Below are 13,155 nucleotides of genomic sequence, written 5' to 3' on the forward strand. Positions count from 1 at the left end.
GGGCGGGTTTTGCAGAACTCTCGGCTCTGTGCATCGCATTCTTGCCCTGCCGGGTGTCAGTGCTGCTGTTCATGCTGCTCAATCAGGGGTCTGAATATAGCACATGCGGGCAGTGATCTGCCTTATCTGACTGGAGATGAGCGGGATTCTTTTCATGAGGATGGCGGGAGTGGACCAGCCGGGTCTGTAGATTTCAGTGATGAGGATTGGATTGATGGCAACTGGTATTGCTTCTATGTAATTTTTAAAAAAGTAGTTGAACTACAAAAAGTAGTATAACTACAAAACATTTGCGCTATTTGTGGGCTCGTTGCAACATCGATGGGCATTGTTTTAAGGCGTATGCACTGTTATCGGTCAAATTTCTGTAGTTGTATGTAGTCTTCGTTTGACACTGAATCTAGTTTTAGTACAAAATTCTTTCTGGAACGTAGGGTTCTGGTTCGTAAAGTGGTAGATACAGTGCAGCTCAAAAGTGTAGTTTTATACAAGAGTGAGGGGACAAACAGATGAAACAACAAATGCAACAGCGTGTGCAGGCTCAGCCTGCGCAGCGTTTTCAGTTAAGCCCGGTCGCGATCGCTTGCGGCGTATTGGTCATGAGTATGTCCAATCTGGCGCAGGCGCAGGAAGCCAAAGCGGAGAAGCCAGCCGCCGACGCCAAGTCAACGACCGTCGTTGTGACCGGTATCCGTAAAGGTATCGAAGACGCGATCAGCGTGAAAAAAAATTCCAACGCGATTGTTGAGGCAATTTCTGCAGAAGACATCGGTAAACTGCCGGATACCAGCATTGCAGAATCGATCGCCCGCCTGCCTGGCTTGTCAGCGCAGCGCGTGAATGGTCAGGCGCAGCAAATCAGTATCCGTGGTACTTCCGGTGATTTATCTACCGTGACCCTGAATGGCCGTGAACAAGTATCCACCAGTGCCAGCCGTGTAGTTGAATATGATCAGTATCCATCCGAGCTGATCAGCGGTGTGACAGTATATAAAACTGCAGATCCTTCTTTGGTAGGACAAGGTTTGTCCGGTACCGTCGATCTGCAAACCGTGAAACCTTTGGCCTTTGCCGGCCGTACGATTGCTGTGAATGTACGTGGCGAACGTAACTCCCTGGGCAGCGAAAGCCCGGGTGCACCGAGCACCGGTAACCGCGTCAGCGCTTCCTATATCGATCAGTTTGCTAACCGCACCGTTGGCGTGGCACTGGGCTTTGCGCACAGCGATAAACCAAATGTGAACAATTTCTTCGAAACCTGGAACTGGGTAGAAGGTAATAAAGGCGTACCTGATGGCGTGAAAGCCCCGCAAGGTATTAAAGCCCTGGCGATCACAGGTAATTCCAAACGTGATGGTCTGATCGGTGTGGTCGAATGGCGTCCATCCAAAACCTTTACATCGACATTTGACGCTTACCATTCTGAGTTAAAGCAGGATGAAGTGCGTCGTGGTTTTGAAGTTCCGCTTGAAAGCTGGTCCGGTGCCAGTTTCTCTAACCTGAATGTGGTCAACGGTCTGGCAGTCGCTGGTACGATTAACGCGAGTCCGGTGATCCGTAATAATTCCTTTACTAAAGAGAGTGAGATCACTGCTTTTGGCTGGAACAATAAATTCACGCTGGATCAATGGACATTGGTGGCTGATATCAGCCATTCTTCAGCCAAAATCAAAGAAAAACTGATAGAGATCAACTCTGGTCGTGCAGCTGGCAACATCAGCTACAACTATGCAAATGGCCGTGATATTCCGACTTTCACTTTCTCTGATAGCCTGTCCGATCCGGCTGCGATCAAGATCGGCGGTAAATTCGGTGATGGTTATGTGAATGTACCTTCGCTCAACGATAAGCTGAATTCTTTCCGCCTCAGCGCTCGCCGTGATTTTAGCGACGGCATGATTTCCAGTGCTGAAGTTGGTGTGAATTACTCCAAGCGTGATAAATCCAAAGAGCATCTGGAAACTGGCTTTGATAAGATAGGCGATGGTTCTTTCTCATCCAGTGTTTTGTATGGCCCGCAGGATCTGAGCTTCCTGAATATGCCAAACACGCTGAGCTGGAATATTCCTGGTGTATTGGCTGCGAATTTCGGCCCTTATAACGCGGTAGTATTGAACCCTTGGGGGGCAACGAAGAACTGGTCGCTGACTGAAAAGGTCACTACCGGCTATGCCAAACTGAATCTGGATACCGAAGTCTCCAGCATTCCGGTCGCTGGTAATTTTGGTGTGCAGGTAGTCCGTACCGACCAGTCCTCCACCTCGAATGCTTTGCTGTCCTGGCCTATCGCTGCGCTTGTACCGGTCACGGATGGTAAGGTGTATACCGACGTATTGCCTAGTCTGAATCTGGCTGCGACTTTCCCTGGTGAGCAAATCGTCCGCTTTGGTATCGGTAAGTCGATAGCACGCGCCAAGCTGGACGAGTTGAATGCTGCACGTGAAGTCGGTTTATCTAACGGTAAAACCGGGACCCCTAGCGGCAATGGTGGTAACGCCAGACTCGATCCGTGGAAAGCAGATTATGTCGATCTGTCTTACGAAAAATACTTTGGTAAGAAGGCTTATGTCTCCGCTGCGGTATTCCACAAGCAATTGAAATCGTATATCTACAAACAGACCACACCTTACGATTTCTCTGCCATGAATATCCCTGGTGCGACGACCAATACCGGTACCTTCACGCAGCCTATCAATGGCCAGGGCGGTAAGCTGCAGGGACTGGAGCTGGCGGTATCTTTACCATTGGATCTGGTTTCGCCTATGCTGGATGGCTTCGGCGTAACAGCGAACCTGTCGCTGACCAATAGCGCAATTTCGATTAAAGATCAGCGTTTTGGCAGCCAAAGCGTACCTCTGCCAGGCTTGTCTAAAAATGTCGCTAACCTGACTGCTTATTATGAGAAAGATGGTTACTCTGCCCGTATCAGCCAGCGTCGTCGTAGCGATTTCGTCGGCGAAATCGGTGGCCCTGGTGGTCAGAATGAGCTGACTTTTGTGAAGGCGGATACTGTCGTTGATCTGCAATTGGGTTATGACTTCACAACGGGTTTCGCGAAAGGTGCTTCGCTCTTATTCCAGGTGAATAATCTGACTGATACCGCATTCCAGACCTACTCCGGTTCACCAGATCGCCCACGTGGCTATCAAAAATATGGCCGCCAGATGTTCGTCGGCATCAACTATAAGATGTAATTTTTGTCTTGTTATTGAAAGCCCTTCTGCAGCCCAGGCTGAGAAGGGCTTTTTTTGAGATATGCTGCGGCACTGTATGCAGACTTGGCATATCTGCTGGAATGACAAGAGCAAGCCAGTCATAATCAGACTTCATGAGGCGAAACCGTAGCAGTTTCGTGAATTGGAGCATTTCTTATTCAGGCGGGGACAAACAGATGCAAAGTATCGTCAATAAGCCCACACTGTCGTTCTGGCAGTTGTGGAATATGAGTTTTGGTTTTTTTGGTATTCAGTTTGGATTCGCTCTGCAAAATGCGAACACCAGCCGCATTTTTTCAACGCTGGGCGCACTGCCTGATGACCTGCCTTTATTCTGGCTCGCAGCACCGGTGACCGGCTTGCTGGTGCAGCCGATAATCGGCTATCTGAGCGACCGTACCTGGCATCCGACCTGGGGCCGTCGTCGTCCTTTTTTCTTTATCGGGGCCTTGCTGGCTTCATTCGCTTTGTTAGCGATGCCACATGCCAGCGCAATCTGGATGGCGGTTGTGGTCTTATGGCTGATGGACGCGGCGATTAATGTCTCTATGGAGCCTTTCCGTGCCTTCGTCGGCGATAAGCTGGCACCATCACAGCAAACTGCCGGATTTGCGATGCAAACCTTCTTCATTGGTTGCGGCGCCGTGATTGCCTCGCTGTTACCGACTTTTTTCTCGGATGTCATGGGCGTGAGCAATGTTGCATTGGATGGTGGCATACCGGATACCGTCAGATACTCGTTTTACGCCGGTGGCAGTATTTATTTTCTGGCTGTGCTGTGGACGGTGATTAGCAGTGAGGAATTACCACCGCAGGATATGCAAAAGTTTGAGCAGCAACGTGCTGCCAGCAAGGGTATAGCGGCAGCCGTGCGTGAAATGGTATCCGGTTTCATGCATATGCCTGAGACCATGATCAAGCTGGCGGTCGTACAATTCTTTACCTGGATCGCTTTGTTCGCGATGTGGATCTACACCACCACCGCAATTGCAGAACATATTTTTGCGACCACGAATTCGCAATCCTCCAGTTTTCAGGAAGCGGGTAACTGGGTAGGTACCATGTTTGCGGTCTATAACGGCGTGTCTGCGCTGGCGGCCTTTTTGTTGCCTGTGCTGGCGAAACGCAGCAGTAAAAAATTAGTCCATATGCTGTGTCTGCTGGCAGGTGGAGCCGGGCTGATCAGCATCTACTTCATCCATACACAACTGTGGTTATTGCTGCCTATGCTGGGCATGGGACTGGCGTGGGCCAGCATACTCACGATGCCTTATGCATTGCTGGCGTCTTCTTTGCCACAAGAAAAAATGGGCTATTACATGGGGGTGTTTAACTTCTTCATCGTGATCCCGCAAATTGTGAGTGGCTTATTGCTGGGTTGGGTGACGCGTCACTGGTTTGATGGCCAGACCGTCAAAACCCTGATGCTGGGCGGCGCCTGTATGATCATTGCCGGTTTGCTGAGCCTGATGATTAAAGAAGAAGCTGCCGCGTAAGCGATTTTCTACTCAAGGGTGAAATATCACTCTGCGCTTCGGCCTTTGCTGGCTGAGGCTAGCAGAGTGGCGCTTTATCCGCGTAATGGAGTGAGAGCCAAATGAAGTATGTATTGAGTACAGCCCTGGCCGGATTGCTAAGCTTATCGGGCTGGAGCTTAGCCCAGTCTCAGCCTCAACGAGCGCAACAGCGCACACAAACGTCCTCCGCAATAGCCGCTGCGAGCAGCGCTGCAAAACCCCATACACAACAACAGGCAGCCCGTTTTTTATGGGCGAATGCGACGGTCTATTTCTTAATGACCGACCGCTTTTTGAATGCCAATCCGCGCAACGATCATGCCTATGGGCGTCAGGCCGATGGCGCTGCTTTGCGTTCTTTCATGGGTGGTGATCTGGCAGGTGTGACCCGAAAAATCAAAGAGGGCTACTTCAATGCTTTGGGTGTAAATGCAATCTGGATTACGCCACCGGTAGAACAGGTGCATGGCGCAACCGATGAGGGTAGCGGCCGCTCGTATGGCTTTCATGGTTATTGGGCCAAAGATTTCACTCGCCTTGATGCCAGTCTGGGTAGTGAGCAGGATTTACGCGAACTAGTCGACACCGCGCACAAACACGGTATACGGATATTGCTGGACGTGGTGATGAATCATACTGGCCCGGCGACTGAAAAGGATGCACTGTGGCCAGACAGCTGGATCAGATTAGATCCGGTGTGCACTTATCAGGATGTGCCGACTACCGTAGCCTGTGCCTTGGTGAAGGGCTTGCCTGATCTGAAAACTGAGGTGATGAAGGATACGCCTCTGCCGCCCGTACTCGCGGAAAAATGGAAGGCAGAAGGGCGCTATGAACAGGAAGTGCTTGAACTCGATACTTTCTTTGCGCGTACCGGCCTGCCACGTGCGCCGCGCTATTACCTGATGAAATGGCATACCGATTGGGTGCGCCGTTTTGGCATCGATGGCTTCCGTGCAGATACTGTCAAACACACAGAACCGGAGTTGTGGAAGGAGCTGAAGACACTCGCGAGTGAGGCGCATAGCGACTGGAAACGCAGCAATCCTGCCAAGGTCTATTTCGATGAACCGTTTTACATGACGGCAGAAGTGTACGGCTACAGCTTGCAACAGGGCCAGCAATTCCGCATGGATGGTGGCAGTCAGATCAATTACTTTCAGTATGGCTTCGACAGCCTGATTAATTTTGGCTTTAAGTCTGATGCGAAAGCCGATTATGAAACCCTGTTCTCGTCCTATGCGCGTCAGTTACACGGTCCGCTTAAGTCATATTCTGTCTTGAATTACATCAGCTCTCACGATGATGATCAGCCTTTTGATCCGCTACGGCAGCAAGCGATCTCAGCGGGTACGCGCCTATTGCTGAGCCCGGGAGCGGCACAGATTTACTACGGTGATGAGACCGCACGCGACTTGCAGGTGGCGCATGCGCGTGGTGATGCCAAACTGCGTTCTGTGATGAACTGGGATGAGTTGAAAAAAAATCGTCGGGTACAGTATAGCCATGTGCAAGAGATACTGCAGCATTGGCAAAAGCTGGGACGTTTCCGCCAACAGCACCCAGCTATAGGCGCGGGTCAGCATCAGCAACTGACGGCGCAACCGTATACGTTTTCCAGAATTTTGCAGCAGGCTGACTGGCAGGATCAGGTGGTGATAGCACTGGATCTGCCCGCCGCGCAGGCCGTTAGCATCACCGTTGCGCCTGTGTTTGCCAACGGCAGCAGGGTCAAAGACAGCTATACCGGACACTCCGCTATTGTCAAAGATGGCAAAGTCAGTTTGCCGCGCGCAGGTATTGTCGCGCTTATCGCACAGGATCAATGATGAATTCCACACTCAGTAATCAGTCTAAAAAACATCGTATGTCTAGCCCTGTCCGTCAGTCACGCGGCCTCTATACAGTATGGATCAGCACCTTACTCGCGGCGGCTTTGATACCTGCTGCCTATGCCCAGAATGCGCAGCGCAGCGTGCAGGACGTTGTACAGAAAGAGTCGGTCTTAGAGCTGCGCCTGAACGATGGTGTGGTGCAGTTTCGGCCCTATGCAGCGAATCTGATCGAAACCAGTTTTACTCCTTCAGATGCAGCTTCGCCACCGCCATCGCATGCGGTAGTGATGAAGCCTTTACAGGTGCCTGTGCGTTTGCGGCAGGATAAGGAGCAGATAGAATTCCGGGCCGGTGATATGCTGCTCAAAATCAGTAAATCGCCGTATCAGGTCAGTTACTTTTATAAAGACCGGCACTTACTCTCTGAACAGCAAGGCTTTCACCAGGCGGGTGCTGTGCAAGCGGTCGATTTCAGCATTAGTCAGGATGAGGTGCTGTATGGTGCCGGTGCGCGTGCGCTGGGTATGAACCGGCGTGGTCATCGCCTGCCGCTGTATAACAAGGCGCACTATGGCTATGAAGAGCGTTCAGAGCAAATGAATTTTTCTATGCCGCTGGTGTATTCATCGAAGTTATACGGCATTCATTTTGATAATGCCAGCACCGGCTTTCTGGACCTGGACAGTCAAAAGAATAACCGCCTGGCTTTTGAGGCCAATGGCGGTCGCCAGACTTACCAAATTTTTGCGGCAGACAAGTGGGAGCATCTGGTCGCCACTTACACCACGCTGACCGGTAAGCAGCCTTTGCCTGCACGCTGGGTACTGGGAAATTTCGCGAGTCGCTTTGGCTATCATACCGAGCAGGAAGCGCGCACCATAGTTCAAAAATATAAGGCTGAGACCATCCCGCTGGACGCGATTATTTTCGACCTGTTCTGGTTTGGCAAAGAAGTCAAAGGTAGCATGGGTAATCTGGCTTTCGATCGTGACAGCTTTCCTCAGCCGGAAAAAATGATGGCGGATTTTGCTAAACAGGGCGTGAAAACTATCCTGATCACTGAGCCATTTATCCTCACCACATCCAAGCGCTGGAAAGAGGCGAGCGAGCAGCGCATCCTGGCTACCGATATGCAGGGCAATGCGGCGACTTATGATTTTTATTTCGGCCATACCGGCCTGATCGATGTGTTTGATCCGGTCGCCAAAGACTGGTTCTGGAATATCTATGCCGGCTTGAAGAAGCAGGGCGTAAGTGGATGGTGGGGCGATCTGGGGGAGCCGGAAGTACATCCGGCCCATGTGCAACACAAGACTGGCAGCGCCGATCAGGTACACAATATTTATGGTCATGAGTGGGCCAAGCTGATCGCGCAGGGATACCAGAAACACTACCCCAACGAGCGTCCGTTTATCCTGATGCGCGCCGGATATTCCGGTTCTCAGCACTATGGCATGATACCTTGGTCGGGCGATGTGAACCGGACCTGGGGCGGCTTGCGTTCGCAACCAGAGATCGCCTTGCAGATGGGGATGCAGGGTATGGCTTATATGCATTCCGATCTGGGTGGTTTTGCCGGCGCGAATCTGGATGATGAATTGTATGCGCGCTGGTTGCAGTATGGCGTGTTTCAACCGGTGTTCCGGCCCCATGCGCAGGAAGAGGTCGCATCTGAGCCGGTGCTGCGTTCCGCACATGCAAAAGCCCTGGCAAAGGCCGCGATAGAATTGCGTTATCAACTGCTGCCGTATAACTACACACTGAGCTTTTTGAATCATCAGCGCGGCTTGCCGCTGATGCGCCCTTTATTCTTTGCCGAGCCTGCCAATCCAGGCTTGCAGGCGGATGCCAGCAGCTATTTCTGGGGTAATGATTTCCTGGTGCATCCTGTGCTGCAAGCCGGCCAGAAACAGGCAGAAATCTATTTCCCGAAAAACGGACCCTGGCTGGATTTTTATACAGGTCAGCGCTATGCAGCCAGCAGTCGTGCCACAGTCCCTTTGCAAGCGGACCGGATACCGGTATTCGTACGCGCCGGTGCCTGGATTCCACAGGTGCAGGGTTTGCAAAATACTGCGCAATTTGATGTGAGTAAACTGGATCTGCATTACTACTATGACGAGGAGCAGACACAGAGCGACGGTATGCTGTATGACGATGATGGATTGACTGCCAATGCCTATGAGTCGCGCGCTTATGCCATCATGCGTTTCCGTGCGCAAAAGCAGCAGGCACTGCCAACCCGGCAAAAACAGTTGACGCTGTCTTTCGACCACGAATATGGCAAACAATATATTGCTAAGGACAGAAACTGGCGTCTGGTGGTGCATCAGATCAAACAGCGCCCGCAGTCTGTGAAGCTGAATCAGCAAGATGCCGCGTTTACCTGGGATGCAGAGAAGCAGGAGTTAACAGTGGATCTGGCATGGAAAGCCAGACAGCAATTACGTATGCAAGTGCTGTGGGCTGAAGCTGAAAAATAGTCAGCATCGCTGACGCTGTGGTAAATTGCAGGGAATTTCGTCACCCTTGTTCCGTGCTGCGCCTGAACGCACACGGCGTGGTGACCCGCTTAAGAAAATAGCGCATGATAGCGCGCAGAATGAACAAGCAAGCCTGGACATGACCGACAACGCAATTGCAGATGTAGCCAGCGCCGGATTTTCCGGCGGCCCACGATTACTCGCCGACATAGGCGCGACCCATGCACGCTTCACACTCGAAACCGCACCCGGCGTATTTGAAGCGGTGCGGGTGCTGAAATGTGATGATTTCAGTGGTATTGTTCCCTTATTACAGGCTTACCTGAGTGAGCATGAAGGACGACGTATCCACCATGCTGCCTTTGCGATTGCCAATCCTATCGATGGCGATGATATCCGCATGACCAATCGCGCCTGGTCGTTTTCTATCGAAGCTGTACGCCGCGAATTCGGTCTGTACACGCTGTTGATTGTGAATGACTTTACCGCACTGGCGATGTCGTTGCCTGGCTTGCAGCCGACAGACGTGCTGCAGATAGGTGGGGGGCAGCCTGTGGCCAAGTCTGTCATCGGCGTACTTGGTCCGGGTACGGGTTTGGGCGTATCCGGTCTGATTCCGACTTCCGATGGTTTCGTGACTTTAGGTTCTGAAGGTGGTCATGTTAATTTCGCGCCTTGTGACGAACGTGAATATGCGATTTTGCAGTACGCCTGGCGAGAGTGGCCGCATGTATCCACTGAGCGCCTGATTTCCGGCCCCGGGCTGGAGCTGATTTATCTGGCGCTGGCCGATAGTCATCAGCGTCAGGCCGAGCCGCTGGCGGCGCAGGAGATCATGCGCCAGGCTTTGCAGGATAAGGAGGCGCTGGCGCAGGAAGCGATAGAATGTTTCTGCGCGATGTTAGGCAGTTTCAGCGCCAATCTGGCGGTAACGCTGGGAGCCTTCGGAGGCATTTATATTGGCGGCGGTATCGTGCCGCAGATGGTCAGTTATTTTGCCGAATCCCCTTTCCGTTCCCGTTTCGAAGCCAAAGGGCGCTTCAGTACTTATCTGGGACAGATACCGACTTACGTCATCACTACACCGAATCCGGCTTTCTATGGTGTGTCAGCGATTTTGTCTGAGCATTTGCGCGGGCGCAGCGGTGACAGTTCACTCATGGACCGCATACAGCAAATCCAGACTGAACTGACGCCAGCAGAACGCCGGGTCGCCAAGCTGGTGCTGGAAAATCCACGCACCGTCTTGAATGAGGCGATTGCCGAGATCGCACGGCTGGCCGATGTGAGTCAGCCTACGGTGATCCGCTTCTGCCGTTCGCTGGGCTTCACCGGACTGGCCGACTTTAAACTCAAATTTGCCAGTAGTCTGACTGGCACTATCCCGGTGCGGCACAGCCAGGTCCGGCGTAGCGATAGCACGCATGATCTGAGTGCCAAGGTGATTGATAATACCGTATCGGCGATATTGAATTTCCGCGATCAGCTGGAGGTGCATGCGATAGACCGTGCCATCAGCCTGCTCAGAAAAGCGAATAAAATCGAATTTTACGCAGTCGGCAATTCTCGTGCAGTGGCACTGGATGGACAGCATAAATTTTTCCGTTTCCGCATTCCTACCGCCAGTTATGGCGATGCGCATTTGTTCAGCATGGCGGCGGAATTGCTCAATCCCGGCGATGTGGTGATCGTGGTGTCGAATTCCGGTAAACTGCCGGAATTGCTGCACGCCGCCGAAGCCGCACTGGCTGCTGGCGCCGATGTGATTGCCATTGCACCGCATCAGTCGCCGCTGGCACGTCTTGCCAGTGTTTGCCTGGCGGTGAATCATACCGAAGACAATGCGACCTTCCTGTCCATGATTTCCCGCATCCTGCAGTTATTGTTGATCGATATTCTGGCCGTCGGTTTATCCATGGATGCCGGTGTCAGCCCGTCCGGGAGTCGTGCGCGTGAGGCTTCGCGCCTGAGCCATTTGCTGATCTCCCACCTCGATAGCTGAACGCTGCTGTTCATTCACCGGCACAGACCTTACAATGCGGTCTGTTGCCGCATATTTTTGTTCGGCCAGGCTGCCTGCGTTGGGGCATGCTGCCCGTTGCCCATCCACCGCGACGAAAGCGCGTGCTCAATTCTTCTTAATTTTTGATCGTTTTCCTATGAAGTCTTTTTTGAAGTCTGTGCAGACATTAAAAAATCAGTGGTTTTCTTCTGCACCTGCCGTGAATCCTGTGTGTTTGCCGGCTGGCGTTGCCGCGACTGATCCGGTACTGACTGCCTTATTGATCACCGTATTGCAGCAGCACCAGAAGCTAACAGAGGAAGGCGAAGGATATGTGCGCCTGTTCAGCGGCTTATGTCTGAGCATCCAGGCTTTGGAAAAAAAAGAACTGGGACCAGAGCGTATAAAGACGGTGACCCGGATTACAGTCTGGCATCCAGAGTTTTTCCCTGAGGGCGTCACTGAGTATCAGCACGCGTTGGGGAAAGATGAAAGCAGTGCGCTGAGTGAAGGTATGCTGAACTGGATCAATATGGATTTGGTCGCACTGGAAGATGCGATTGCGGAATACCCGCAACAATGTGCGGTGATCGAACTCAATACTGCCGCTGGTGAGCGTGCCGCTGCACGCTATCGCCAGATCATACTCGGACCGGTCGCACATCTGGCCACGCTGCCTGAAAAGAAAAAGGAAGAGCATCCATTTTGCCCATGCTGCCTGATGACAGAGACGATGGAGGCTTTCCATGATGTGCTGCAAACTGAGCGCCTGCTTGGCATACGCTTGTTTGTCTCGCGTGACCAGCATGGACAATTGAATGCAGATTGCCGTGTGAATGGAGAGGATTTTCCTGCCGCTTTGCCTTTGCTCACCGCATATGCAGAAAAATGGCCGCAACGTGGTTTGGAATTCCGCAAACAATATGTGATCGTGCGTTCTGCGCAGAACAGCATTCATCAGAAATCGCAGTCTGTGCAAGCATCAGAGCATCCAACTCAGTGAGTCGCCTATGAATCCAGCTTTTATCTTGAGTCGCATGTTCGCTATCGTCACAGCAATTGCGTTGACTGCCTTATTGATACTGGCGCCGTTCTGGGTGGTGAACCATGCAGGCCCAGCGGCTTTGCTATGGTATGAAGGCTTGTCAGCAGCGATGCAAAGCAGGGTGGACTTTGCCTTACGCTGGTTTGCACCCGCCATCATTGCTGTTTGTGGCTTGATATTGTTAGCCTTAATGGCACGTCGCGCCTTGGCCGCCAAACGCGGCGATGAACACCGCCCTTTGTAAAACTCTGCATCATTGGTGGCAGTGTTAAGGTATTTAAAAGCGTTTAAAACCTTAAACCTTAAAACCTTAAACCTTAAAACTTTAACAGCGTTTAACACAGAGACACGGAGATAGCACAGAGGGCGCAGAGAAAAGCGAAGTAAGCTGATCATTTAGTTATGCTCTTGCGCCTTTCTCTGTGCCTCTGTGTCTCTGTGTTTAAAGGTCTAAAGGTTTACACGTTTAAAACCTGAAAAGTCTTCAACACAGAGACACGGAGGGCGCACAGAGGGCACAGAGAAAAGCGAAGTAAGCGGATCAATCAGTCTCGCTCTCCTACCTTTCTCTTAAGCCTTTTTCTGTGTCTCTATGTTTAAAGGTTCAAAGGTTTAAATGTTTGAAACCCGAAAAGCGCTTAACACAGAGACACGGAGGTTGCACAGAGGTCACGGAGAAAAGCAAAGAAAAGTAAGCTGATCAAGCTTCACTTTCTTACGCCTTTCTCTGTGCCTCTGTGTCTCTGTGTTTAAAGGTTTAAAGGTTTAAAGGTTTAAAGATTTAAAGATTTAAAGATTTAAAACGTTTAACACACAGAACGTGCAGGCAAGAAAAAAGGCAGGGTATCCCTGCCTTTTTTTGATCAGTCCGGCTTGCATAGCGATGCATGCCGGGGGCGATGATCTTTACTTCATAAACTGCTCATTGCCGACCATACCGATCTTGGTCACGCCCAGGCGCTGGGCTGAGGCCATCACCGCTGCCACCGATTTGTACGGTACCACGGCGTTTGGACGCAGATGCACTTCCGGCTGGTCAGCCTGTGTTGCGACTTCGG

General features: G+C 51.6%; 8 protein-coding genes. 7 read left to right on the top strand and 1 reads right to left on the bottom strand.

Annotation, left to right across the window (positions count from 1 at the left end; all coding sequences use genetic code 11):
* Positions 1-509: 509 nt before the first annotated feature.
* The 7 genes from H8K43_RS06130 to H8K43_RS06160 all read left to right on the top strand — a co-directional run bounded on the left by H8K43_RS06130 (position 510) and on the right by H8K43_RS06160 (position 12,341).
* Positions 510-3,194 carry a TonB-dependent receptor gene (locus H8K43_RS06130; protein WP_230403687.1) on the top strand — a complete coding sequence of 895 codons (2,685 nt, stop codon included), beginning with the start codon at positions 510-512 and terminating at the stop codon, positions 3,192-3,194.
* Between the two features lie 197 nt (positions 3,195-3,391).
* The gene (locus tag H8K43_RS06135; protein WP_186902996.1) at positions 3,392-4,711 is read left to right on the top strand and encodes an MFS transporter; all 1,320 of its coding nucleotides are present in this window, start codon (positions 3,392-3,394) and stop codon (positions 4,709-4,711) included.
* 101 nt (positions 4,712-4,812) lie between these two features.
* Complete coding sequence (locus H8K43_RS06140; RefSeq protein WP_186902997.1) at positions 4,813-6,561, top strand: alpha-amylase family glycosyl hydrolase; 1,749 nt, start codon at positions 4,813-4,815, stop codon at positions 6,559-6,561.
* Positions 6,562-6,599: 38 nt separating this feature from the next.
* Positions 6,600-9,050, top strand: a complete 2,451-nt coding sequence (locus tag H8K43_RS06145) for a glycoside hydrolase family 31 protein (protein ID WP_186902998.1) — start codon at positions 6,600-6,602, stop codon at positions 9,048-9,050.
* Between the two features lie 139 nt (positions 9,051-9,189).
* The gene (locus tag H8K43_RS06150; RefSeq protein ID WP_186902999.1) at positions 9,190-11,052 is read left to right on the top strand and encodes a glucokinase; all 1,863 of its coding nucleotides are present in this window, start codon (positions 9,190-9,192) and stop codon (positions 11,050-11,052) included.
* Between the two features lie 157 nt (positions 11,053-11,209).
* A complete protein-coding gene (locus H8K43_RS06155; RefSeq protein WP_186903000.1) occupies positions 11,210-12,055 on the top strand; it encodes a DUF6348 family protein in 846 nt (281 codons plus the stop codon).
* A gap of 7 nt (positions 12,056-12,062) precedes the next feature.
* On the top strand, positions 12,063-12,341 hold the full coding sequence (locus H8K43_RS06160; RefSeq protein ID WP_186903001.1) for a hypothetical protein: 279 nt from the start codon (positions 12,063-12,065) through the stop codon (positions 12,339-12,341).
* A gap of 662 nt (positions 12,342-13,003) precedes the next feature.
* Here H8K43_RS06160 and H8K43_RS18940 read toward each other — a convergent pair.
* On the bottom strand, positions 13,004-13,155 hold a 152-nt coding region (locus H8K43_RS18940), incomplete at its 5' end, for an ExbD/TolR family protein (protein ID WP_408058493.1).

The organism is Cognatundibacterium curvum, from assembly GCF_014284235.1.
Classification (GTDB): Bacteria; Pseudomonadota; Gammaproteobacteria; order Burkholderiales; family Burkholderiaceae_D; genus Undibacterium; species Undibacterium curvum.

What these genes read in the sequence shown, in the direction of transcription:
- H8K43_RS06130 (WP_230403687.1), top strand. Translation starts at nt 510, where the DNA reads ATGAAACAACAAATGCAACAGCGTGTGCAGGCTCAGCCTGCGCAGCGT.
- H8K43_RS06150 (WP_186902999.1), top strand. Translation starts at nt 9,190, where the DNA reads ATGACCGACAACGCAATTGCAGATGTAGCCAGCGCCGGATTTTCCGGC.
- H8K43_RS06140 (WP_186902997.1), top strand. Translation starts at nt 4,813, where the DNA reads ATGAAGTATGTATTGAGTACAGCCCTGGCCGGATTGCTAAGCTTATCG.
- H8K43_RS06145 (WP_186902998.1), top strand. Translation starts at nt 6,600, where the DNA reads ATGTCTAGCCCTGTCCGTCAGTCACGCGGCCTCTATACAGTATGGATC.
- H8K43_RS06155 (WP_186903000.1), top strand. Translation starts at nt 11,210, where the DNA reads ATGAAGTCTTTTTTGAAGTCTGTGCAGACATTAAAAAATCAGTGGTTT.
- H8K43_RS06135 (WP_186902996.1), top strand. Translation starts at nt 3,392, where the DNA reads ATGCAAAGTATCGTCAATAAGCCCACACTGTCGTTCTGGCAGTTGTGG.
- H8K43_RS06160 (WP_186903001.1), top strand. Translation starts at nt 12,063, where the DNA reads ATGAATCCAGCTTTTATCTTGAGTCGCATGTTCGCTATCGTCACAGCA.